The sequence below is a fragment of the Bradyrhizobium sp. S3.12.5 genome (assembly GCF_040548225.1).
In the GTDB taxonomy this organism is placed as follows: domain Bacteria; phylum Pseudomonadota; class Alphaproteobacteria; order Rhizobiales; family Xanthobacteraceae; genus Bradyrhizobium; species Bradyrhizobium cytisi.
The window spans coordinates 195,389-218,676 of record NZ_JBEPRF010000004.1; the positions used below are offsets into that span (position 1 = coordinate 195,389).

General features: G+C 64.7%; 21 protein-coding genes. 18 read left to right on the plus strand and 3 right to left on the minus strand.

Annotation, left to right across the window (positions count from 1 at the left end; translation table 11 throughout):
• Nucleotides 1–67 precede the first annotated feature (67 nt).
• A complete protein-coding gene (locus ABIC09_RS06990; protein WP_354108801.1) occupies nucleotides 68–1,552 on the minus strand; it encodes a mannitol dehydrogenase family protein in 1,485 nt (494 codons plus the stop codon).
• A 145-nt stretch (nucleotides 1,553–1,697) separates the two neighbouring features.
• Between ABIC09_RS06990 and ABIC09_RS06995 the strand changes: the two genes are divergently transcribed.
• The 6 genes from ABIC09_RS06995 to uxuA all read left to right on the plus strand — a co-directional run bounded on the left by ABIC09_RS06995 (nucleotide 1,698) and on the right by uxuA (nucleotide 7,982).
• Nucleotides 1,698–2,507: a FadR/GntR family transcriptional regulator gene (locus tag ABIC09_RS06995; protein ID WP_354108802.1), complete on the plus strand. Its 810-nt coding sequence runs from the start codon at nucleotides 1,698–1,700 to the stop codon at nucleotides 2,505–2,507.
• An 84-nt stretch (nucleotides 2,508–2,591) separates the two neighbouring features.
• Nucleotides 2,592–3,551 (plus strand): sialic acid TRAP transporter substrate-binding protein SiaP, encoded by a 960-nt coding sequence (locus tag ABIC09_RS07000; RefSeq protein WP_354085549.1) that lies wholly within the window; start codon nucleotides 2,592–2,594, stop codon nucleotides 3,549–3,551.
• A 191-nt stretch (nucleotides 3,552–3,742) separates the two neighbouring features.
• Nucleotides 3,743–4,321 carry a TRAP transporter small permease gene (locus ABIC09_RS07005; RefSeq protein ID WP_354085431.1) on the plus strand — a complete coding sequence of 193 codons (579 nt, stop codon included), beginning with the start codon at nucleotides 3,743–3,745 and terminating at the stop codon, nucleotides 4,319–4,321.
• 4 nt (nucleotides 4,322–4,325) lie between these two features.
• Nucleotides 4,326–5,732 carry a TRAP transporter large permease gene (locus ABIC09_RS07010; protein ID WP_148749508.1) on the plus strand — a complete coding sequence of 469 codons (1,407 nt, stop codon included), beginning with the start codon at nucleotides 4,326–4,328 and terminating at the stop codon, nucleotides 5,730–5,732.
• Nucleotides 5,729–6,778 (plus strand): L-idonate 5-dehydrogenase, encoded by a 1,050-nt coding sequence (locus ABIC09_RS07015; RefSeq protein ID WP_354108803.1) that lies wholly within the window; start codon nucleotides 5,729–5,731, stop codon nucleotides 6,776–6,778. Before ABIC09_RS07010 ends, ABIC09_RS07015 begins: the two co-directional genes overlap by 4 nt.
• Nucleotides 6,779–6,791: 13 nt before the next feature.
• The gene (gene uxuA / locus ABIC09_RS07020; protein ID WP_354108804.1) at nucleotides 6,792–7,982 is read left to right on the plus strand and encodes a mannonate dehydratase; all 1,191 of its coding nucleotides are present in this window, start codon (nucleotides 6,792–6,794) and stop codon (nucleotides 7,980–7,982) included.
• Between the two features lie 231 nt (nucleotides 7,983–8,213).
• On the opposite strand, the gene ABIC09_RS07025 is transcribed toward uxuA, so the two are convergent.
• Nucleotides 8,214–9,152, minus strand: coding sequence for a LysR family transcriptional regulator (locus tag ABIC09_RS07025; RefSeq protein WP_354108805.1), 939 nt, complete (start codon nucleotides 9,150–9,152; stop codon nucleotides 8,214–8,216).
• 214 nt (nucleotides 9,153–9,366) lie between these two features.
• On the opposite strand from ABIC09_RS07025, the gene ABIC09_RS07030 reads away from it, so the two are divergent.
• From ABIC09_RS07030 to ABIC09_RS07055, 6 genes are all read left to right on the plus strand, one after another.
• A complete protein-coding gene (locus ABIC09_RS07030) occupies nucleotides 9,367–10,446 on the plus strand; it encodes an ABC transporter ATP-binding protein (RefSeq protein WP_354108806.1) in 1,080 nt (359 codons plus the stop codon).
• A gap of 35 nt (nucleotides 10,447–10,481) precedes the next feature.
• Nucleotides 10,482–11,198, plus strand: a complete 717-nt coding sequence (locus ABIC09_RS07035) for an HAD family hydrolase (RefSeq protein ID WP_148749503.1) — start codon at nucleotides 10,482–10,484, stop codon at nucleotides 11,196–11,198.
• Nucleotides 11,195–12,502 carry an NAD(P)/FAD-dependent oxidoreductase gene (locus ABIC09_RS07040; RefSeq protein ID WP_354108807.1) on the plus strand — a complete coding sequence of 436 codons (1,308 nt, stop codon included), beginning with the start codon at nucleotides 11,195–11,197 and terminating at the stop codon, nucleotides 12,500–12,502. Before ABIC09_RS07035 ends, ABIC09_RS07040 begins: the two co-directional genes overlap by 4 nt.
• A gap of 29 nt (nucleotides 12,503–12,531) precedes the next feature.
• On the plus strand, nucleotides 12,532–13,578 hold the full coding sequence (locus ABIC09_RS07045; RefSeq protein ID WP_354108808.1) for an ABC transporter substrate-binding protein: 1,047 nt from the start codon (nucleotides 12,532–12,534) through the stop codon (nucleotides 13,576–13,578).
• Between the two features lie 64 nt (nucleotides 13,579–13,642).
• Nucleotides 13,643–14,455, plus strand: coding sequence for an ABC transporter permease (locus ABIC09_RS07050; RefSeq protein WP_354108930.1), 813 nt, complete (start codon nucleotides 13,643–13,645; stop codon nucleotides 14,453–14,455).
• Complete coding sequence (locus ABIC09_RS07055) at nucleotides 14,452–15,237, plus strand: ABC transporter permease (RefSeq protein WP_354108809.1); 786 nt, start codon at nucleotides 14,452–14,454, stop codon at nucleotides 15,235–15,237. The genes ABIC09_RS07050 and ABIC09_RS07055 overlap by 4 nt, the downstream gene beginning before the upstream one ends.
• A 9-nt stretch (nucleotides 15,238–15,246) precedes the next feature.
• Here ABIC09_RS07055 and ABIC09_RS07060 read toward each other — a convergent pair whose 3' ends face one another.
• Nucleotides 15,247–15,897 (minus strand): TetR/AcrR family transcriptional regulator, encoded by a 651-nt coding sequence (locus ABIC09_RS07060; RefSeq protein WP_148749500.1) that lies wholly within the window; start codon nucleotides 15,895–15,897, stop codon nucleotides 15,247–15,249.
• Between the two features lie 214 nt (nucleotides 15,898–16,111).
• Here ABIC09_RS07060 and ABIC09_RS07065 point away from each other — a divergent pair, with 214 nt between their 5' ends.
• The 6 genes from ABIC09_RS07065 to ABIC09_RS07090 all read left to right on the plus strand — a co-directional run bounded on the left by ABIC09_RS07065 (nucleotide 16,112) and on the right by ABIC09_RS07090 (nucleotide 23,239).
• Nucleotides 16,112–17,449 carry an MFS transporter gene (locus ABIC09_RS07065; RefSeq protein ID WP_354108810.1) on the plus strand — a complete coding sequence of 446 codons (1,338 nt, stop codon included), beginning with the start codon at nucleotides 16,112–16,114 and terminating at the stop codon, nucleotides 17,447–17,449.
• A 22-nt stretch (nucleotides 17,450–17,471) separates the two neighbouring features.
• On the plus strand, nucleotides 17,472–18,968 hold the full coding sequence (locus ABIC09_RS07070; protein ID WP_354108811.1) for a carboxylesterase/lipase family protein: 1,497 nt from the start codon (nucleotides 17,472–17,474) through the stop codon (nucleotides 18,966–18,968).
• Nucleotides 18,965–20,623 (plus strand): carboxylesterase/lipase family protein, encoded by a 1,659-nt coding sequence (locus ABIC09_RS07075; RefSeq protein ID WP_354108812.1) that lies wholly within the window; start codon nucleotides 18,965–18,967, stop codon nucleotides 20,621–20,623. Before ABIC09_RS07070 ends, ABIC09_RS07075 begins: the two co-directional genes overlap by 4 nt.
• 53 nt (nucleotides 20,624–20,676) lie before the next feature.
• Complete coding sequence (locus ABIC09_RS07080; protein WP_354108813.1) at nucleotides 20,677–21,294, plus strand: winged helix-turn-helix transcriptional regulator; 618 nt, start codon at nucleotides 20,677–20,679, stop codon at nucleotides 21,292–21,294.
• Between the two features lie 102 nt (nucleotides 21,295–21,396).
• A complete protein-coding gene (locus ABIC09_RS07085; protein WP_354108814.1) occupies nucleotides 21,397–22,389 on the plus strand; it encodes an NADP-dependent oxidoreductase in 993 nt (330 codons plus the stop codon).
• A gap of 46 nt (nucleotides 22,390–22,435) precedes the next feature.
• Complete coding sequence (locus tag ABIC09_RS07090; RefSeq protein WP_354108815.1) at nucleotides 22,436–23,239, plus strand: enoyl-CoA hydratase/isomerase family protein; 804 nt, start codon at nucleotides 22,436–22,438, stop codon at nucleotides 23,237–23,239.
• The last annotated feature ends 49 nt before the right edge of the window (nucleotides 23,240–23,288 follow it).

The window sequence follows — 23,288 nt, forward strand, 5'->3', positions numbered from 1 at the left end:
AGGCAAAAATCAAGCGCGACTTCAGTCCGACTTTGGACGCAGTGCAGCATTATTGCCCACTTTCTGATCATGCCGAAACGTGCGTCTCCACCGCGCGCCGCGCACCTTCCTTGTAGAGGCGGCCGAGCGCCGCGGTCACGGCCTCGCGCAGGCGCGGCTCGGCACCGAGCGGTCCAAACACTTTTTCCACGCCGAGCAATGCGGGCGCCAGCCGTTCCGCGACGGGACCGGCCTCGCGCGCCAGGCCCGCGAGCTCGGCGGCGAGGGGATCGCGCACGTCGATGGCGCGGCCCTGCTCGTCAAGCGCGGTGACGTAGCGCATCCAGCCCGCCACCGCGAGCGCGTGCGTCGCGATCGGCAGGTTTTTGGCGAGGCGATCCTGCATCGCGCCGAGCAGCCGCTGTGGCAGCTTTTGCGAGCCGTCCATGGCGATCTGCCAAGTGCGGTGATGCAGCGCCGGATTGGCGAAACGCTTGAGCAGCGAGGCGCGATAGGCGGCGAGATCGGTCCCCGCAGGCATCGTCAGCGTCACCGCGGCCTCTTCCATCACCTGCGCGGCGAGGCGCGCGAAATACGGATCCCGCATGGTATCGGCGATGGTCTCGTAGCCGGCGAGATAGCCGAGATAGGCGAGCGCGGAGTGGCTGGCGTTGAGCAGCCGCAGCTTCATCAACTCGAACGGCTTGACGTCGGTGACGAGCTCGACGCCCGCGGCAGCGAGATCGGGCCTGCCCGCGGCAAAGCGATCCTCGACCACCCATTGCGTGAACGGCTCGGTCATTACAGGCCAGGCGTCACGCATCCCGAGTGCCGCGGCTACCGCATCGCGGTCGGCATCCGTCGTTTCCGGCACGATGCGATCGACCATGGTGCAGGGGAAGGCAACGTTATCCGCGATCCATTTGCCGAGGTCCTTCGACCGGAGTGCCGCGAACTGCGTCACGATCCGCTGCACGGTGTGGCCGTTGGCGGCGAGGTTGTCACAGCACAGCACGGTGAACGGCGAAAGTCCCTGCGCCCGTCGGCGCGCCAGTGCGGCCACGATGAAGCCGGGCGCCGAGCGTGGCGCGTCAAAATTGTTGAGATCGTGCACGACATCAGGATGCCGCTCGTCGAGATCGCCGGTCTGCGGCGTGTGGCAATAGCCCTTTTCGGTCACGGTGAGCGAGACGATGCGAATGGCTGGATCGGCCATCCGCTCGACCATCGCGCCCGGCTTTTCGCGCGCGACGACGCTGTCGAGCAGCGCGCCTATGACGCGATGCTCGGTGCCTTCGGCGGCGCGCACGGCGACCGTGTAGAGATGATCCTGCGGGGCGAGGGCGTCGCGCGTGTCCGGACTGCGCAGGCTCGCGCCGATGATGCCCCAGGCATTGGCGCCTGCGGCAAGACAATCGTCGATGACGACGGCCTGATGGGCGCGATGAAAGGCGCCAAGACCGAGATGCACGATGCCGGGCGTCACGCGTGAACGGTCGTAGGCCGGGCGGCGGATGGCTGGCGGCAGCCGGTCGAGATTGGCGCGGCCAAGGCGCGTTGAACTAAGCCGCATGGTGTCTCTCCCTGTGTTTGGCGGCTGCTTGACATGGCGGCCGTCCTCGGTCAATGCTTCGGTCAATTGGTAAGGCCAATTATCCAAAATTGGCGGGCCGCCGGGGTGGAAGCCTTCCCGGCGAGACCCTTTCGGGGAGGCCAGCGTGCCGCTGGAAGCTGTGGAGGCGAGACGGCTCTATCGCCAAATCGCCGATCAATTGCGAAGCCTGATCGACAGCGGCGAGTACTCCGTCGGCAGCCGCTTGCCGACCGAGCGCGAGCTCGCCGATCAGCTCAGGGTATCGCGGCCGACGGTGCGCGAAGCCCTGATCGCGCTCGAAGTGGAAGGACGCGTCCGCATTCGCGTCGGGTCCGGCATCTATGTGATCGACCCTTCGGACGCCACGCCAACGCCGTCCGCCGTGATAGAGGGGCCATTCGAGCTGTTGCGCGCCCGCGAATTCCTCGAAAGCGCCATCGCCGAGCAGGCCGCGCGCGTGGCGACCAGGGACGATATCGCACGCATCGATGCCGCCCTGGTCGCGATGGAGAACGTCGCGCACCCCGGCGAAGCCTCGATGGTCCATGACCGCGCCTTCCACATCGCGATCGCCGGATGCCTCGGCAACGCCGTGCTGGTGCGCGTGGTCGGCGAGCTGTTCGACCAGCGGCTCAATCCCTATTTCGCGCAGCTTGCGCATTATTTTGAGAATCCCGGCACATGGCGCACCGCGCTCGGCGAGCATCGGGCCGTGCGCGATGCCATTGCGACGCGTCAGCCAGCGGCGGCCCGTGACGCGATGCGCGATCATCTCGCGCATTCGCAGGAGCGTTTTGCGCAGAATTTTGGCGCCGAGAGCGCCACGGGATCGCCGGCGATGCGGAAACGGACCGCGCGATCCGGCGCACCTCCGGCGAAGCCAAAACGACCGTCGAAGAAGCCCGCCAAAAGCGGCAGCGCGCGACGGCGATGAGATTGGGCGGCTCGCCTCGATTTTGAGGCGGGTGAACAAGAAGCAGACTTAAGTGGAGGATATTCAGTGTTGAAGAAGATGACGATGATGCTGGCGGTCTCGGCCGCCGCAATGCTCGGGGCGACGAATGCCGGCATGGCGCAAACCAAGCTGAAATGGGCCCATGTCTACGAGACCTCGGAGCCGTTCCACACCGCTTCGGTCTGGGCCGCACAGGAGATCGGCAAGCGCACCAACGGGCGCTACCAGATCGACGTCTATCCGGCGTCCCAGCTCGGCAAGGAAGCCGACATCAACCAGGGCCTCTCCCTCGGTTCGGTCGACATCATCATCTCCGGCTCGAGCTTCGCGGCCAAGAGCTTCCCGCCGATCGGCGTGACCTATTATCCCTATACGTTCCGCGACGCCGATCACCTGCTCGCCTACACCAAGAGCGACATCTTCAAGGAACTCGCCAAGGGTTACGAAGACAAGAGCGGTCACCACATCATCGCGGTGACCTATTATGGCGTGCGCCAGACCTCCTCGAACAAGCCGATCAAGACCTGCGCGGACCTGAAGGGCCTGAAGATGCGCGTGCCCGATGTGCCCGCCTATCTCGCAATGCCGCGCGCCTGCGGCGCCAATACCGCGCCGATCGCGTTCGCCGAAGTCTATCTCGCGCTCCAGAACGGCACCGTCGAGGCGCAGGAGAACCCGCTGACCACGATCGAGGCCAAGAAGTTCTACGAGGTGCAGAAGCACATCGTGCTGACCGGCCACATCGTCGACCACCTCAACACCGTGGTGGCCGGCGCGCTCTGGAAGAAGCTCAGCGACGAGGACAAGAAGATCTTCACCGACGTCGCGCAGGAAGCCGCCGCCAAGGCCACCGAAGAGATCAAGCAGAACGAGGCCAAGCTGGTCGCCTTCTTCAAGGAGAAGGGCCTGACCGTGACCGAGGTCGACAAGAATGAGTTCCGCGACATCGTGCTGAAGAACGTTCCGTTCGAGACCTTTGGGTATCGCAAGGCCGATTGGGAACGGATCCAGGCGGTGAAATAACGGACGCTTGCGTTCTAAGACCCTCATGGTGAGGAGCGCGGAACGCGCGTCTCGAACCATGGAGGCCCCGGTGTCGCCCGGGGCCATCCTTCGAGATGCGCGTTCCGCGCTCCTCAGGATGAGGAGAAGAGTGGGTTCGACGCTCACGCGCCGACCCGGAATGACGTTCACGTTCTCCAAGGAGTAACCACATGTCGACCGCCGAAGTGCACCGGCAGATTACCGGGGACGAGATCGCCCATACCTTCGAGGAAGAGGCTACGCCGAAGGTCGATCTCGGCATCTACGCGTTCGAGGACTGGATCGCGCTGGCGATCTTTTGGGTGATGGCGCTTGCCGTCTTCCTGCAGTTCTTCACCCGCTATGTCCTCAACGACAGCTACGCCTGGACCGAGGAGATCGCGACCTATTGCCTGATCGGCGTGGTCTTCATCGGCGCCTCGATGTGCGTGCGGCTGTCGCGGCATATCCAGGTCGACCTGATCTACCGCTATCTGCCGCATGTCGTGGCGCGTGCGCTGTCGACAGTGATCGACCTGATCCGGATCGCCTTCTTCGGCTACGCCGTCAAGCTGGTCTGGGTTTACATCCAGATCATCGGCGACGAGTCCATGACCACGATCAACTTCCCCAAGAACTACGTCTATTACGCCGTGCTGCTCGGCTTCGTGCTGATGTTCGCGCGCTCGCTGCAGGTCGCGCTGCAACATCTGCGACAGGGCTATTCGATCCTCGAACGCCCTGGCGCCTACGACGGTTTTGAAGGGTAATCTGATGCTGCTATTGCTTGGAGGCTTTCTCGTCCTGATGCTGCTCGGTGTTCCCGTGGCGATTGCCATGGCCGCGTCGTCGTTGCTCTACATCCTGGTCAGCGGCGTGACACCCGATGTCACGCTGGCCCAGCGCATGATCGCCGGCGTCGAGAGCTTTCCGTTGCTCGCCGTGCCCTTCTTCATCCTGGCCGGCAATCTCATGAACATCGCCGGCGTCACCGGGCGCATCTACAAATTCGCGGTCGCGCTGGTCGGCTGGATGCGCGGCGGCCTCGGCCACGTCAACATCATCGGCTCGGTGATCTTCTCCGGCATGTCCGGCACCGCGATCGCGGATGCCGCTGGCCTCGGCACCATCGAGATCAAGGCGATGAAGGACCATGGCTACACCACCGAGTTCTCGGTCGGCGTCACTGCGGCCTCGGCCACGCTCGGCCCGATCATTCCGCCGTCGCTGCCTTTCGTGATCTACGGCATGATGGCCAACGTCTCGATCGGCGCGCTGTTTCTGGGCGGCGTCATTCCGGGCGTCGTCCTGACGCTGCTGATGATGGCCACCGTCACCTACTTCGCGCACAGGAACAAATGGGGCAGCGACACGCCGTTCTCCTGGCCGCAGCTCGGCTCGGCCGGCCTCGAGATCGCCATCGTGCTCGCGTTCCCGCTCGCGATTTGGCTGATGACGCTCGCCGGCATGTCGATCAACCTGGCCGTCGTGATCGGGCTCGGTGTGCTGCTCGCGATCGACTGGTATTTCGACTTCTCCGCGGTGATGGCGCTGATGGCGCCCGTCATCCTGATCGGCGGCATGACCCTCGGCTGGTTCACGCCGACTGAAGCCGCTGTTGCGGCGGTAATCTGGTCGCTGTTCCTTGGCCTCGTGCGCTACCGCACCATGACCTTGAAGACTGTGGCGAAGGCGACCTTCGACACCATCGAGACCACGGCCTCGGTGCTGTTCATCGTCACCGCCGCCTCGATCTTCGCCTGGCTGCTGACGGTGTCGCAGGCTGCCCAATTGCTCTCGGACTGGATGCTCAGCATCACCCACAACAAATGGGTGTTCCTGGCGCTCGCCAACGTGTTGATCCTGTTCGTCGGCTGCTTCATCGACACCACGGCGGCGATCACCATTCTGGTGCCGATCCTGCTGCCGATCGTGCTCAAGCTCGGCATCGATCCGATCCATTTCGGCCTGATCATGACGCTGAACCTGATGATCGGCCTGTTGCATCCGCCGCTCGGCATGGTGCTGTTCGTGCTTGCCCGCGTGGCGAAGCTCTCGGTCGAGCGCACGACGGTCGCGATCCTGCCCTGGTTGGTGCCGCTGATGCTTGCACTGATCGCGATCACCTACATTCCCGAACTAACCCTCTGGCTGCCGAAATACATGGGACTTTCCAAATGACATCGACCTCTCTCGCCGCAACCCTGTTCGGCCCCGAAGACCTGCGCATGATCGAGCATCCGCTCGACAAGCTGGCCGACGGCATGGTGCGCATCCGTTTCGGGGCCGGCGGCATCTGCGGCTCGGACATGCATTACTTCCGCCACGCCCGGACCGGCGATTTCGTGGTGAAATCGCCGCTGGTGCTCGGTCACGAGATCTCGGGCCAGGTCGTCGAGATCGCGGGCTCCGCAGCCAACCTGAGGGTCGGCGACCGCGTCGCCGTCAACCCGTCGCGCTGGTGCGGCCATTGCGGCGCCTGCCGCGAGGGTCGCCAAAACCTCTGCGAAAATATCTACTTCATGGGCTCTGCGTCGAAGACACCGCACATGCAGGGCGGCTTTGCCAATTATTTCGATGCGATCCCGGCGCAGTGCGTCAAGATCCCGGATCATGTGTCCTATCAGGCCGCGGCGCTGGCCGAGCCGCTCGCGGTCTGCCTGCACGCGGTCGCGCGCGCCGGCAACATCCAGGGCAAGCGTGGCATTATTTTTGGCGCCGGCCCGATCGGGCTTCTGACCATGCTGGCCGCACACCGCGCCGGCTTGGCTGACATCACCGTGGCCGACATCGCGCCGGCCCCGCTCGCCTTCGCGACCCGGCTCGGTGCATCGCATGTCGAGAACGTCGCAAATGGTGACGAGGGCCTCAAGGCGCAGGCCGCCTCGCGTCCCTACGACGTTGCATTCGAGGTCTCGGGCACGGCCGCGGGGCTCGCAAGCGCGATCGGCATTATCAGGCGCGGCGGCGTGGTGGTGCAGATCGGCAATCTGCCGGGCGGCCAGATTCCGACACCGTCGAATGCCGTGATGGCGAAGGAGATCGATCTGCGCGGCTCGTTCCGCTTCGGGCTTGAATTCATGACAGCGGTGGAACTGATTGGTGCGGGCAGCGTCGACGTGCTGTCGCTGGTCACCGCCGAGCGGCCGCTTTCGACCGCGCCCGACGCGTTGCGATTGGCGCTCGACCGCTCGCAGAGCGTCAAGGTCGTGCTGACCGCGAACTGATCGGAGGTTCTACATGATGCTCGAAGGATGGCGCTGGTACGGACCGGATGATCCGGTCTCGCTCGACGATGTCAGGCAGGCCGGGGCGAGCGATATCGTCTCGGCGCTGCATCAGGTGCCGATTGGCGAGGCCTGGACGCGCAAGGCGGTCGAGGAGCGCAAGAATTTCATCGAAAACGGCCAGCCGGGCCGCTCGCAGCTGACGTGGTCGGTGGTGGAATCGATTCCGATCCCCGACGACGTCAAGCGCCTCGGGGCCAAGGCGACGCAGTCGATCGAAGCGTGGATCGCGAGCCTGGAGGCGGTCGCGGCCAGCGGCATCAAGATCATTTGCTACAATTTCATGCCCGTGGTCGACTGGTGCCGGACCGATCTCGAATGGGAGCTGCCGAACGGCGCCCGCGCCATGCGCTTCGACCAGGACCGCTTTGCGGCGTTCGAGCTGCATATCCTCAAGCGCCCCGCGGCCGTGCAGGAATATTCGCCGGAGCAGCAGGCCCGCGCAAAAGCGCTGTTCGAGAAGATGAGCCGGGCCGACATCGACTATCTCATCATGGCGATCGCCAGCGCGCTGCCGGGCTCGACCACCGAGCCGATGACGATCCCGCAATTCCGCGACCGGCTGGAGACCTATCGCGACATCACGCCAAAGGTCCTGCGCCAGCATCTCGCCGAGTTCCTCGCGCGTGTCGCGCCGGTCGCCGAGCAGCTTGGCGTGTCGCTGACGCTGCACCCGGATGATCCGCCGCGCCCGCTGTTCGGCCTGCCGCGCGTTGCGTCCACGGCAGAGGATTATCAAGCGCTGTTCGACGCCGTGCCGTCCAAGGCCAACGGCATCTGCCTGTGCACCGGCTCGCTCGGCGTGCGCGCCGAGAACAATCTGCCTGCGATGGCCGAACGGTTCGGCCCGCGTATCGCCTTTGCCCATCTGCGCGCGACCAAGCGCGAGGCCGATGGTCTGACGTTCCACGAGTCCGATCATCTCGACGGCGACGTCGACATGGTCGCGGTGCTCAAGGCGCTGTTGAAGGAGAACGCGCGGCGGTCACCGGACAAGCAAATCGTATTCCGCCCTGACCACGGCCACCGCATGCTCGATGATCTCGCCGCGACCAAGCGCACCAATCCCGGCTATACTGCCATCGGCCGCCTCCGCGGCCTCGCCGAGCTCCGCGGCGCGATCCGCGCGATCGAGCATCGTTGAAGAACCGTCATTGCGAGCGCAGCCAAGCAATCCAGAATCCCTCCGTGGAAAGACTCTGGATTGCTTGGCTGCGCTCGCAATGACGTGGAGCGAGAGAGGCGCCGAAGCTTCCACAACGTGGATGGCCCGGGCCTTGTCCCAGCCATCCACGTTTTGCCCCGCGGCACAAAGAACGTGGATGCCCGGGACAGGTCCGGGCATGACGACCTCCCGTGAATGTTCGCTGGCCACTCAGTAGCAGGCGGCCATCGCGCCGAGCGTCGGATACAGCTTGTCGATCGCGGCGATCTCGCTTTGCATCTGGGCGAGGATCCAGTCGCGGATCTCCGCAGCGATGGGGCGCATCGGCCGGTTGCGCGGCGGCAGGAATTCGCAGATGCGGCGCGTGGTGGTGAGCCGGTCGGAAGCCGGTACCAGCGCGCCGGTCAGCAACCAGTGCGAGGCGACCGTCAGCCAGCCGAGCGCGATGCCCTGGCCGAGCAGGGCCGCCTGCATCACGACGGCATAATCGGTGAAGCTCAGCCCCTTGGCGGCGCCACGCCGGCCGGTGAGCAGCGACGAATAATCCGCGGCCCAGTCGCCCGGCGTCTCGGCGAGGCGGATGATGGTGTTGCCCTCGGTGGGATCGGTCTCGCCGAGATAGCCGGGGCTGCACATCGGCAGCATCACTTCCTTCATTACCAGCGTGCCTCCGGACGACGGCTCCTCGCGATCGCGGAAACGCATGCCGAGATCGACATTCTCGACCGGCCCGCGTAGCGCGCCGGAGATCAGCTGGAAGCGCAGATCGGCCTGGGGAAACTGCCGCTGCAGCTTGTCGATGCGCGGCATCAGCCAATGCGTGGTGAAGGCGGAGGAGACCGACAGCGTCACCGTCTCGGTGCCCTTGCGGCGCCGCTCGATTTCGGTGAGACCCGTCTCGATGCTGCGAAAGCCTTCGAGCACGCGGCGATACAACAGCTCGCCTTCCTCGGTGAGCACCGCGCGGCCCGCCTTGCGGTCGAACAGGCGGACGCCGAGATGCTCCTCGAGCTGGCCGAGCATGCGGCTCACCGCGGGCTGCGTGACATTCAATTCGGCGGCGGCCGCCGTGAAGCTGCCGTTGCGTGCCGCTGCGTCGAAGACGAACAGGGCGTTACTGGAGGGCAGCATCCGGCGCAGTTCGGGCATAACGTCATGTTATGAGCGCGGTGAGAATTTGGCAATTGCCGAGTTTTGCCAAGTCTGGTGTCATTGGCATCGTAGCCTAAAGACAGGGGTGTTCGGAACAGGATTTGGTGCGGCGCACGGCTGCATCCGCGAATGCTCCAAAACGCTGTCTATAATGCAGGCTTATGGCGCGCAGTGAGGCACGCCATCGCAGGGAACGAGGCGAGGTCGATCGTTGAACAAACGAGCGGAAAGCGTCGAGATCAGGTCCGCCAGCAAGGCGTACGGTGCCGTTCGCGCCCTCGACGACGTTTCCCTCAATGTCGGCGCCGGCGAGTTCGTCTCGCTGCTCGGTCCCTCCGGCTCCGGCAAGACCACGCTGCTCGGAATTCTGGGCGGCTTCATCCTGCCGACATCAGGCACAGTTCTCTTCGGCGGCCGCGACGTCACCTGGATGCCGCCGCACAAGCGCGACATCGGCGTCGTGTTCCAGAACTACGCGCTGTTCCCGCATATGAGCGTCGGCGAGAACGTCGCCTTTCCGCTGCGCGCGCGGCGCCTGCCGAAAGCGAGCTGGCCCGACAAGGTACGCGCGGCGCTATCGATGGTGGGCCTTGCCGGCTACGACGAGCGCGGCATTGCGCAGCTTTCCGGCGGCCAGCGCCAGCGCGTCGCGCTCGCACGCGCCATGATCTTCGAGCCGCGTCTGATCCTGATGGACGAGCCGCTCTCCGCGCTCGACAAGCAGCTCCGCGAATCCATGCAGATCGAGCTGCGCGCGCTGCACCGGCGTATCGGCGCGACCATCATCTATGTCACCCACGACCAGCGCGAGGCGCTGACCATGAGCGACCGCGTCGCCGTGATGAAGGACGGCCGGCTGATCCAGATTGATAAGCCCGAGCGCCTGCATGATCATCCCGCCGATTCCTTTGTCGCGAGTTTTATTGGCGAAGCGACCATGCTGCCGGTCCGCCGCGTCGATGGCTCCAGCGTCGCGCTCGGCAATGCGCTGCTGCGCAGCGCCCGCGCCATTCCCGACGGCGCCGCCCTGATGCTCGCCGTGCACAGCGAAAAGCTCCTGATCGACGACGGCGCGCAGGACGCCGCCTGCAACCGCCTGACCGGGACGGTCACCGACATCGTCTACCAGGGCGAGAGCCTGCGCATTTTTCTTTCGCTCACCGACGGCATCGCGCTCAGCCTGCGCCAGCCGAGCTACCACCAGGCCTACGGCCGCATCCCACCGCTCGGCGGCAGCCTCACCGTCACCCTTCACCCCGAGGACACCATCGTCGTGCCCAGAGCGGACTGAACTTCAGCCTTGTCCAACCGAGAGAAGAAACCGATATGTCGACCCAAGCCGCGTTCAGCAATTTCAAGGTCCTCACCTTCGACGTCGTCGGCACCTTGATCGATTTCGAGACCGGCGTGCTCGCCGCGGTGCGCAGGATCTCGGGCAAGACGCCGGCCGAGCTCAGCGACGACAAGATCTTCGAATCCTACAAGCGCGGCCGCGACAAGCATTACGAGCGCTCCAGCGAGGTGATGTTCCACGTCTATCGCTATCTCGCCAAGGAGCTCGGGCTGTCGTCTGACGACGCGTCCTGCGACATGTTCCAGCTTTCGGTGCTGCGCTGGGGGCCCTTCCCGGACTCGGTCGAGGCTCTGAAGCGCCTGCGCACGAAATTCCGGCTGGTCGCGATGACCAATGCCGACCGCGTCGCGCTGTCCTGTTACGCGCACTCGCTCGGCAATCCCTTCGACGACACCGTCTGCGCCGACGAGACCGGCGTTGCAAAACCCAATCCGGAATTCTTCGCCTACAACAAGGGCCGTCAGTCCGCGTTCGGCTACAAGCAGTCCGATATCCTGCATGTCGCGCAGAGTCAGTACCACGACATCGGGATCGCGCGGAAACTCGGCTACAAGGTGTGCTGGATCGAGCGCCGCCAGGGCATCGCCGGTTTTGGCGGCACGCCGGCCGTGGAGACGCTGACCAAGCCGGACTTTCATTTCCCGACGCTGAAGGCGCTCGCGGATGCCGCGATCGGGCCGGCGGCATGACACGGGACTGGAACGCGCTGCCATCGGCCAATTCGCTGTGGGAAGCCACGGCGGAGCCGGCGCGCGCGTTTCCGGTCCTGTCGGGGGAGCAACAGGCGGATGTGGTGATCATTGGTGCCGGCTATACCGGCCTGTCCGCCGCGCACCACATTGCCAAGAGTGGTCTCGCGTCAATCGTGCTCGAGGCCAACCGTCCCGGCTGGGGCGCGAGCGGGCGCAATGGCGGCGTGATCACCGCAAAGTTTCGGCTCTCGTTCCGCGAGATCGACGCCAGCCATGGCCGCGCCATGGCAAAGCGCATGTATGAGATCGCGCATGAATCCACTGATATCGTCGAGGAGCTGGTCTCCGAATTCGGTATCACCAGCGCAAACCTGACCCGCACCGGTCAGGTCAAGGCCGCGCATAACGAGACCACGCTGAAGGCCGCGATCGACGAAGCCAACTGGATGACGCGCGAGATGGGCTCGGCCGAGGTCCGCATCCTCGACAAGCGGCAAGTGCACGACGAGACCGGCTCCGACATCTTTGTCGGCGGCGTGCTCAATCCCGGCTCGGGCGGCATCCATCCGCTGAACTATCTGCGCGGCCTCGCCGATGGCGTGGCGCGCCAAGGCGTTCCGATCTTCCAGCAATCGCCGGTGATCAAACTCCGGCGCGAGAACGGCGGCATCGTCGCCGAGACGCCGCAGGGCGCGGTGCGCGCCAGGCAGGCGATCATCGCCACCAACAGCTATTCCGACGTGACCGGCGCGACCGCGCGCATGCAGCGCACGCTGATCCCGTTCCGCAGCGCGATCATCGCGACTGAACAACTGCCGCGCAATCTCGCGGGGCGGCTGATGCCGACGGGGCGCACCTACACCGAGACCAAGCGCATGATGCGCTGGTTCCGCATGGTCGACAACCGCGTGATCTTCGGCGGTCGCGGCGCCTTCGGCAAGCAGGACTCGCAAGCCGCCTTCGACGCGTTGCGCAAGGCGATGATCGGCATCTTCCCCGATCTGGCCGATGTCCCGCTTGCCTACAAATGGTCGGGCCTGGTCGGCATGACCTTGGACTCGGTGCCGCATATCGGCCGGATCGACGACCGCACGCTGGTCTCGATGGGCTACAACGGTGCGGGCGTCGCGATGTCGAGCCTGATGGGCCGCTATCTCGCCGCCTTCGTGCGCGGCGAGACGCCCGATGTCGGGCTGCTCGACGTCAGCCGCATGAAGGCCGTTCCGTTCTATCCGCTGCGCGAGCCCGCCGTGCGCATGGTCGCCGGCTGGTACCAGTTTCTCGATGCGATCGGTCGGTGAGATCTTTTTTGGCGATGGAGGAGGCGAGGATGAACACGAAACGGAATTTGGGATTGGGCTGCGCGCTGCTGGGCGCGATGGGATTGACTACCGCGGCTGATGCCGCCGAGCAGATCACCTTCGTCTCGCAGGGCGGCGCATATCAGCAGGCGCAGACGGTGGCGATCCTCGATCCCTCCGCCAAGAAGCTCGGCATCACCATCAACCAGGATTCCATCCCCGACGCCTGGCCCGCGATCAAGACCCAGGTCGGCAGCGGCAAGCCGATCTGGGACGTGGTGGACACGCCGACCGGCTATTGCCTGCGCGGCGGCGAGCAGGGGCTGATCGAGAAGCTCGACTTCTCGAAAATCCCGAACGCGGCGGCGATGCCGGAGGCCTATCGCAGCCCGTACTCGGTGTCTTACGAGTTCTATTCCAGCGTGCTGGCCTTTAGCCAGAAGACGTTCCCGAAGGATGCGCCGAACAGCTGGGCCGATTTCTGGGACGTCAAGAAATTCCCCGGCCGGCGCGCGCTGCGCAACCATCCGATCGCCACGCTGGAAGCGGCGCTGATGGCCGACGGTGTCGCGCCTGACAAGCTTTATCCGCTCGACGTCGATCGCGCCTTCAAGAAGCTCGAGGAGATCAAGCCGAACATTACGGTGTGGTGGACGTCAGGCGCGCAGTCGGCGCAGCTCCTCAATGACGGCGAGGTCGACATGGAGATGGCCTGGAACGGCCGCGTCAGCGCGGTGGCGAAGGAGGGCGCCAAGGTCGCCTTCACCTACAACCAGGGCATCCTGCAGAGCACCTCGCTCTGCATCCTCAAGGGCGCGCCGAACCTCGACACCGCCGTGAAGTTCCTCAACGAGGCCGTCGATCCCGTGCACCAGGCCAATCTGCCGCTCAACATCGATTACGGCCCGGGCAATCCCAAGGCGTTCGAGACCAGCGTGATCAAGCCGGAGCGCGCGGCGCAATTGCCGAGCGAGCCGGCCAATGCGGCCAAGCAGGCGCTGATGTCCTACGCCTGGTGGTCCTCGCCGGCCGGCGAAGCCGCCGAGAAGCGCTGGGCATCCTTCATGCAGAAGTGAGGCAGCCTTGGTGACATCTGTGCCAGATCCATCGCAAAAGCATCAGCGCCGTGAGCACGGCCTGATGCTGGCGCTGGTGTCGCCGGCGCTGCTGGTGATTCTGTTGCTGATCGTGCTGCCGGTCGGCTGGCTCGCCTGGCAGTCGATCTACCATGACGGCTTCACGCTGGAGAATTATCGCCGCGTCTTCACCGAAGACATCTACTGGCGGAGCTTCGCGCTGACCTTCGAGATCAGCCTCGCAGTCACCATCATCGCGCTGCTGCTCGGCTATCCCGTGGCCTATCTCGCCAATTCCGTGCCGAAGGGATGGAGCATCCTGACCCTGTCGCTGGTGGTGCTGCCGTTCTGGACGTCCGTGCTGGTGCGCGCCTATGCCTGGCTCGCACTGCTCCAGCGCACCGGCGTGATCAACCAGTTGTTGCGTTATCTCGACGTCATCTCCGAGCCGCTGGCGCTGGCGCACAATACGTTCGGCACGGTGGTCGCTACCGTGCACATCCTGCTGCCCTTCATGGTGCTGCCGCTCTACGCCACCATGCAAAAAATCCCCGGCGATCTGATGCAGGCCGGCGCCAGCCTGGGTGCGAGCCCGTCGCTGACGTTTGCCCGCGTGTTCCTGCCGCTGTCGCTGCCGGGCGTGCTCGCCGGCTGCACCATGGTGTTCGTGCTCTGCCTCGGCTTCTACATCACGCCGGAATTGCTCGGCGGCGGCCGCACGGTGATGGTGTCGATGCTGGTGAGCCGCAATGTCGAGCTCTATAACCAGTTTGGTGCGGCCAGCGCGGTCGCCGTGGTGCTGCTGCTCAGCGTGCTCCTGATTTTCTTCGTCGTCAGCCGGTTCATTTCGCTCGATCGCGTGCTGGGGCAGAAATGACGCGCATCTCGCCCGCACGGATCGCCCTCTACGTGATCAGCACGCTGGTGCTGGTCTATCTGATCCTGCCGGTCCTGATCATCGCACCGATCTCGTTCTCCAGCGCGCGCTTCCTGACCTTCCCGCCGCCATCGTTCTCGCTGCGCTGGTATCAGCAATATTTCGCCAATCCGGCCTGGATGCAGGCGACGCGGGTGACGCTGACGGTTGCGCTGCTCACGGTGGTGATCGCAACGCCGTGTGGCGTCGCCGCCGCCTATGCCATCAGCCAGTCGAAGCTGCGCATCATGCGCGTCATCCACATGACGCTGCTGCTGCCGCTGGTGGTGCCGATCATCATCACCGCGGTCGGCATCTTCTTCGTCTATGCCAAGGTCGGCCTGGTGGCGACCTTGCCGGGCCTCGTGCTGGCGAATGTGATGCTCGGCCTGCCTTACGTCGTTATCTCGGTGCTCGCAGGCTTGCAAAGCTTCGACCCCGCGCAGGAGATGGTGGCCCGCAGCCTCGGCATGAACCGCCTGCGCAGCTTCTTTGCGGTGACGCTGCCGCAGATCAAGTCCAGCGTGGTCGCCGGCGGCATCTTCGCTCTCATCTCGGCGATGGACGAGACTATCGTCGCGCTGTTCATCTCCGGCGGCCAGTATCAGCCGCTGACCAAGCGCATGTTCACCGCGCTCCGCGATGAGATCGATCCGACCATCGCAGCGATCTCGACGCTGATGACGGCGGCGTCGTTCATGCTGTTGCTATTGGCGAGCACGCGGCAGAAGCGGAGCGGGTGAGGGCGGTCGCTAAGCCCCTGCCGCCAGCCAGGCCAGGATCATCTCAACGATCTGGGTCCTGCTCTTCGCCAGCACCCTGGGCTCGCTGAGGTCGCGGTCGAACAGCGCGCCAAAGGTGTGGCGGTTGGCGACGCGGAAGAAGCAGTAGGAGGAGATGGCCAGATGCAAATCGATGGCGTCGACGTCGTCGCGGAACGCGCCCTCGGTACGGCCGCGCTTGAGGATGCCGTCCAGCGTTGCGATCACGCTGGCGTTGAGCTGGCGCAGTTGCTGATTCTGCTTCAGGTGCTTGCCGTGGTGGATGTTCTCGATTGAGACGAGGCGGATGAAGTTCGGATTGCGCTCGTCGTGGTCGAAGGTGGCCTCGATCAGCCGGCGCAAGCCCTCGCGCGCGTCGCAGCTGGCGATGTCGAGCTGATCCTCCAGCGCGCGGATGCTGCGATAGGCTTCCTCGAGCACGGCGAGATAGAGCTGCTCCTTGCCGCCGAAATAATAATAGATCATCCGCTTCGAGGTGCGGGTTCGCGCCGCGATGGCGTCGACGCGGGCGCCGGAATAGCCCTCGGAGGCGAATTCGGCCATCGCCACTTCGAGGATGTCGCGCTTGGTGCGCTCGGGGTCGTTGGTGCGCTTCGATGGGGGTGGCATGCGCTCGAGCATCACTGTTTCTCCCGACCGTTTCTATGGATCACCTTGAAGGTGAAGGCAAATTTCGCCCAATCCGACGTCTTTCGTGGCGGACTTGCGTAAACGTACTAGTTCGTACATTATGGATGGAAACCAAGATTGCGGCAACCAAAAGCAAAAACTCGCGCACCGCCGGGACGGGCATGACGCGAGCCGCGACCGCCATCGCACACGGGGAGGAATTTTGATGAGCTCGACCTCAATCGCATCGCTGCACGCGCCATCCGGCGCGGCAACCACGCAAAACAAGCTGCCGAAGCGCGCCGCACTCGTCAGCTTCGTCGGCAGCATGCTCGAATACTACGACTTCTTCATCTACGGCACCGCGGCGGCGCTGATCTTTCCAAAAGTGTTCTTCGCCAATGTCGATCCCGCGACCGGGACGCTGCTCGCGCTGCTGTCGTTCGGCATCGGTTATATCGCGCGTCCCGTCGGCGCCGTCATCCTCGGCCATTTCGGCGACCGCATCGGCCGCAAGACGGTGCTGCTGTTCACGCTGGTGGTGATGGGTTGCTCAACGTTGGCGATCGGCCTGTTGCCGGATGCCAAGACGATCGGCAACGCCGCGCCCATCATCCTGACGCTGCTGCGCCTGCTGCAGGGCCTGTCGGCGGCCGGCGAGCAGAGCGGGGCGAACTCGCTGACGCTGGAGCATTCCGCCAATTCCAACCGCGCCTTCTTCACGAGCTGGACCCTGAGCGGCACCCAGGCCGGCGCGATCCTGGCGACGCTGGTATTCATTCCCATAGCCAGCATGCCGGAAGAGCAGCTGCTGAGCTGGGGCTCGCGCATTCCGTTCCTGCTCTCCGCGCTGGTGCTGCTTGTCGCCTACCTGGTGCGGCGGACCATGCCGGAAACGCCCGTGTTCGAGGACATCAAGGACAAGGCGCAAGTGGCGCGCTTTCCCGTGGTCGCGCTGCTGCGTGACTACTGGCCGGACGTGCTGCGCGTCATCGCCTGCGCGCTGATCGCGACGGTCAGCACCATGACCGCGGTGTTTGCGCTCGGCTATGCCACCAGCAAGTTCGGCGTCGCGCGTCCGACCATGCTGTGGGCCGGCGTGCTCGGCAACGTCGTGGCGCTGTTCGCCCAGCCGCTCTGGGCCTTGCTCGCCGACAAGATCGGCCGCAAGCCGGTGTTCATCGGCGGCGTGCTTGGCTGCGCCGTGCTGCTGTTCCCCTATTTCATGCTGGTGACGTCGGGCAGCACGCCCGCGATCTTCGCCGCCGCGATTGGCCTGTACATCGTCTACTCCGCGCCCAACGCGATCTGGCCGTCGTTTTATGCGGAGATGTTCGAGGCGCGCGTGCGCTATTCGGGCACCGCGATCGGCACCCAGCTCGGCTTCCTCGCCGCCGGCTTCACGCCGCTGGTGAGCGCGAGCCTCGTCGGCGAAGGACCGAACGGCTGGATTCCGGTTGCGCTCTTCGTCGCCGGTTGCTGCGTCGCCTCGGCCGCGGCCGCATCGACCGCGCGCGAAACCCATAAGGTCGACATCGCCGATCTCGGCAAGCGGCGCGCGTAAGCGAAAACAGGGACACGATCGTATGCTGACCAACACAGTTCCGACCACGCTCGGCCCGATCATCGGGGCCGAGCAGGGCGCCGTCCGCGCCTTCAAGGGCGTGCCGTTCGCGACTGCACGGCGCTTCGCCAAAGCGAGGCCACCGCTTGCGTGGATGGAGCCGCGAAAATGCACGGATTACGGCCCTTACGCGCCGCAGCCCGGGCATCTCGATCAGGCGGAGGAGTCCTGTCTCAGCCTGAATATCTGGACGCCGACAGGGATCGATCGCCCGCTGCCGGTGCTGTTCTTCATCCATGGCGGCGCCTTCGTCACCGGCGGCGGCGCCGATTATGACGGCGCATTCCTCGCTGCGCATGGCCCGGCCGTCATCGTCACCATCAACTATCGGCTCGGCCCGCTCGGCTTCCTGCAGCTGCATCGCCACGGATTGGGCGAAGCCAACAATCTCGCGATCTCGGATTCCCTCACAGCACTCGACTGGGTCCATGCCAATATCGCCAATTTCGGCGGCGATCCGAACCGGCTGACGCTGTCGGGCCAGTCGGCCGGCGCGTCGATGGTGATTGCGCTTGCAACGCTACCGCAGGCAAAGGGCAAGTTTGCCCGCGCGCTCGCGCTGAGTGCGCCGGGGCGCAACATCATGAGCGCCGACCATGCCGATCAGGTCGCACGCCGCGTCATCGAAGAGCTCGAGCTTGCGAGCGATCCTGCCGCGATTGCCTCCGTGCCGCTGCCAAAACTCTTCGCCGCGGTGGAACGCGTCGGCCGCAGGATCGCCGACGAAACCACCTCAGGCACCGTGTTCGGCCCGGTGCTCGACGGCACCGTGATCCCGCGCGAGCCGCGTGAGGTCTTCGCTGAGGGAGGCTTGCGCGACATTCCGCTCTGGCTCGGCTCCTGCCGCGACGAGATGGTGATGTTTTTGAAAAGCACGCCGCCGGCCGCGATGATCCGCAGCACCGAGCGCAATGTCCGCGTTGCTTTCGGCGATGCCGGCTGGGAGCGCCTGCTGGCCTGTTATCGCGGCTCGGCGCGCCTCGATGAGGATCCGTACGAGGCGCTGCTGTCGGATGCGTTCTGGCATCGCCCGATGACTGATCTCGCGCGGCAGCACGCAGCCGCAGGGGGCGCAGTGTGGCTGAGCCGGTTCGATCATCGTCCGGCGCTGCAACCGTTCTTGTCGCAAGGACCGACCCACGGCGCCGACAATGCCTGCCTCTGGGCGCATCTGCCTGCCTTCATCGATCGCCCGATCCTGCAGCGAAAGGGCGGCCCGATGACCCCGGCCGATATCGACGTCGCGGCGCGGTTTCAGATGAGCCTGCTGCGCTTCGTGACGTCAGGCGCGCCCGATGTTGTGGAAGCCTGGCCGCGGTTCGAGCCGGCCAAGGAGCCACTCGCAATCTTCGGCCAGCCGTTTCATATTGTGCCTCTCAACGAAAGCGCGCGCTCCCGCCTCTGGGCGGAGCTGAGCAATGGCACCAACGACAAAAACGACATGAGGGAGGCCGTATGAGCATCTTGAACAGGAATGCTACGTGGCCCGCGATGCGGATCGCTGTGCTCCTTGTGCTGCAGGCGGCTTCGTCCGCATCGGCGCAGATCGTCGCGACGCCTGTTCCCGGAGACCCCGTCAGCATCGATAGCGGCGCCGTCTCCGGCAAGGTCCTGCCGTCGAACGTGAGAGCCTATTTCGGCATTCCCTTTGCCGCGCCGCCGCTCGGTGATCTCCGTTGGCGCGCGCCGCAAAAGGTCGAAGCATGGAAGGGCGTTTATCACGCCGACCGGCTGGCGCCCGAATGCATCCAGGTGCTGCGGCGGCACAATCTCAATCATTATTTCGGCGAGGAGGCGACCAGCGAGAACTGCCTCTATCTGAACATCTGGGCGAGCGCCGATGCCAAGCCGGGCGCGAAGCTGCCGGTCGTGGTCTGGATCTATGGCGGCGGCTTCACGCTCGGCTCCAGCGGCATGGCGATGTATGACGGCGAGAACGTCGCGAAGAAAGGCACGATCTTCGTCAGCTTCAACTACCGCGTCGGCATTCTGGGCAATCTCGCCCATCCCGAGCTGACCGCGGAATCGCAAAATCACGCCTCCGGCAATTACGGCCTGATGGACCAGGTTGCGGCGCTGCAATGGGTCAAGCGCAACATCGCGCAATTCGGCGGCGATCCTGATAGCGTCACCATCACCGGGCAGTCGGCCGGCGCGATGTCGGTGTCGGCGCTGGAGGCGAGCCCGCTCGCGAAGGGCCTGTTCAATCGCGGTTTCGCGATGAGCCTGAGCATGTTCGACAACCGCTTTAAATTTCCGGCGCTCCCCGCCGCCGAGAAGATCGGCCTCGAGGTACAATCGGCGCTCGGTGCGTCCTCGCTCGCCGAGATGCGGCAGATCCAGGCCGACAAGATTCTTGCAATTCAGAAGGACTGCCAGCTCGGCTGCGCCGGCACGATCTCCGTCACGCCCGATATCGACGGCTACGTGCTGCCCGACACGGTCCCGAACATCTTTGCGGCGGGCAAGCAGAACGATGTCGGCACCGTCGCCGGCTTCACGCGCGATGAGAGTTCGAACGATCTGCGCACCGCCGGCACGTTGGAGGCCTATGTCGCCGCGGCACGAAAGCTCTATGGCGACCAGGCCGATCGTTTCCTTGCGCTCTATCCCGCGAAGACCGACGAGGAGGCGAAAGCCATGGGGTTGACCGCCGCGCGCGAGGGGCTGGTCGAGATCGGCACGCGCAACTGGGCCGAAGCCCAGGCGAAGACCGGAAAGGCGCCGTTCTACATGTACATGTTCTCGCGGGTGCATCCGTTCGCGGCGAACGTCGAATTCTTCGACAATCCGCAGAAGATCGGCGCCTATCACACCTCTGATGTGCCTTACTGGTTCGGAACGCAGGACGCCTTCAACAAATTCCGCACCACGCGCAACTGGACCGAGCTCGACCGCGCGCTGTCCGAACGAATGATGGACACGCTCGTTGCCTTCGCGCGAACCGGCAATCCCGCGACGCCGGCAACGACATGGCCGCAATGGAAGCAGGACGCGCAGAGCTATGTCGAGTTCGGCGACGAAACCGGTGTGCGCGAGGAGAACCGGGCGCGGCTCGATTTCCACACGCCCGCCAACGTCACGCCCTCGACGCCGCGGGTCTCGCGGGACTAGGTGCCGTACTCAAACTGTCAATCGGCGTTGAACTGGACCCCCGGCCTGACCAGATGACCTCGCATTCGGATCGCCACATCTTCGCGGGCATCCTCCCTGTGGAGAGACGCCTGCAGGAGTTTGTGGCAAGCTTGTCGGTTATCGCATCGGGCTTTAATTCCTGCCCAGGCGACACCGGCGAAGGAGATCAGTCCATGCAGCGGAAAAGTTGGGCCTCGGAAGAGTGCCCCATGGCCCGCTCCGTTGACGTCATTGGCGACTGGGGCAGTTTGATGATCCTGCGCCAAGCCTTTGGGGGCACGACCCGATTCGACGATTTCCAGAAGGAGCTGGAGATCTCGCGGAACCTGCTGACCGCGAGACTGAAGAAACTCGTCGTCTGCGGCATTCTCGAACGCCGGCCGATCGCCGAGGAAGCGCGGCGGCACGAGTACGTTCTGACCGAAATGGGCGAGGATCTCTTTGCGACTATCATCGCACTCCGCCAATGGGGCGACCGATGGCTGTTCCGGCCCGATCCGCCCCCTATTCGAATGCTTGACGGCATCGACGGCAGCGAACTGGAGCCGATAAAGGTCCGCTCCTCCCGTGGGCGGGAGATCAAGCTTGCGGATTTTCGCTTGCGCCGGCGCGCCACGGGCAAGCAGAAGGCTCGGGCCGACAACCTCTAGTTCACGCCGACGCCGTGAGGGGGCTTGTCAACATTCATTCATGCGCATTAAAGTTCAATAATGAGACTAACGGGTCGGACGACCTAGCGCGAGGAGAATGAAATGCGGGCAGCGTATATCACCGGCTATGGCGACAATTCGGTGGTCAGCTACGGGGAGGTCGGCGACCCCGTCCCGGGCGCCGACGAGGCGCTAGTCGAGGTCCGGGCCGCCGGTGCGAATCCCGTCGAGGTCGCCATGCGCCAGGGTCTGTTCCATGCCGCCTTTCCATTCACGTTTCCGCAGGTGATGGGCTACGACGTCGCGGGCGTTGTTGTCTCCGCGCCCCCTGGCGGGGCGTTCAAGGCAGGTGACGAGGTTTACGCCCGCCTGCCTAACCGGCGTCCCGGCGCCTATGCCGAGCGCGCAGCCGCTCCACTCAATCTCCTGGCCCACAAGCCGCGCACCCTGTCCTTCGAGGAGGCGGCGAGCCTACCGACCGTCGCCTTGACCACCTGGCAGGCATTTGTGGAGCGCGCGCGGCTCAAGGCCGGCGAAAGCATCTTGATCCAGGCAGGGGCAGGCGGCGTCGGCGCCTTCGCCATCCAGCTCGCTAAGCACCTGGGGGCCTACGTCGTTGCGACGGGCGGACCGGACAGCCAGACGTTCATGGCTGGGCTCGGAGCGGATCGCACCATCGACTACACAACCGAATCCTTCGAGGCTGCCGGCCCGTTCGACGTGGTCTATGACGGTGTGTGCGGTCCGCTGACCGAGCGTGGCATCGACACCCTGCGCGAAGGCGGCCGCTATGTCGGCCTCGTGCGCACCGCCGACGCCCAGAGCTATCGCGAAATCGGCTTCCCGCCTCCCGTGGCCGAGCAAGCTTCGGCGGCCGTTCGACCGTTCATCGAGCGCGCCGCCGCCCGCAAGGCGGAGTTTCATGGCCCCCTCACCCGGCCGGACGGCGCTCAACTGGCGGAGATCGCGGCCCTGATCGACACCGGCGCCATCCGCGCCTCCGTGAGCGCGGTCTATGGCCTCGATCAGCTCGCTGCCGCCTACCAGATTCTAGCCGGCAGACATACGCGTGGGAAGCTCGTCATCGTCCCCTGAGGCAAGGCTCCGGCTCGTTCAACAAGTCCGCGGAACAGAGGCAATCATGAGCGACATCCCCACCAGGATCAGCATCGACAAGTCCACGCCGGGGTATTGGCGCGTGACTTTCAACAACCCGCCGATCAACGCGATCGACGATCGCACCTACGACGAGTTCTATGACCTGGTGGAGGAGATCGACGCGGACGATGCGCTGAAGGTCGTGACCCTCGAGAGCGCCAACCCCGACTTCTTCATCGCTCACTACAGCACGGCCGAGCCTCGCAGCCGGTTCGGCGCGCCACGCTGGATCGAACCGGCCACCAAGCTGGCTCATAGTAACGTCCTCAGCATTGCAGTGATCCGCGGCCGGGCGCGCGGCGGTGGAAGCGAGTTTACCCTGGCTTGCGACATTCGCTTCGCCAGCAAGGAAAAGGCGATCTTTGGCCAACCAGAGGTCGGATGCGGCCTCATCCCAGGCGGCGGGGCGCTTCAACGCCTGCCTATCCTGGTGGGCCGCTCTCGCGCCATGGAGATCATCCTCGGTGCCGACGATTTCGATGCCGAGACCGCCGAACGATACGGCTGGATCAACCGCGCCATCCCCGAAGCCCACCTTGATGAGTTCGTTGCGAATTTCGTGCGGCGCATCCTGTCGTTCGACAAACAGGCGCTGAGCACCTGCAAAGCGACGATCAACCAGCACGGGCTGCCGGATCCCGCTCAGCTGCAGGCGACGCAGGACACCTTCTTCACGACGTTCGGCTGGCCAGGCGCGGCAGAGCGCATCGCTAAGCTGCGCGCGCGAGGCATTGGAACCGCTGGCGACTTTGAGCTGAACCTCGGCCGCGAAGTCGGGAATCTTTAGGCGACATGCTGACCTTCCCACAGCCACTCGAGACGCCTGACCCAGCGTC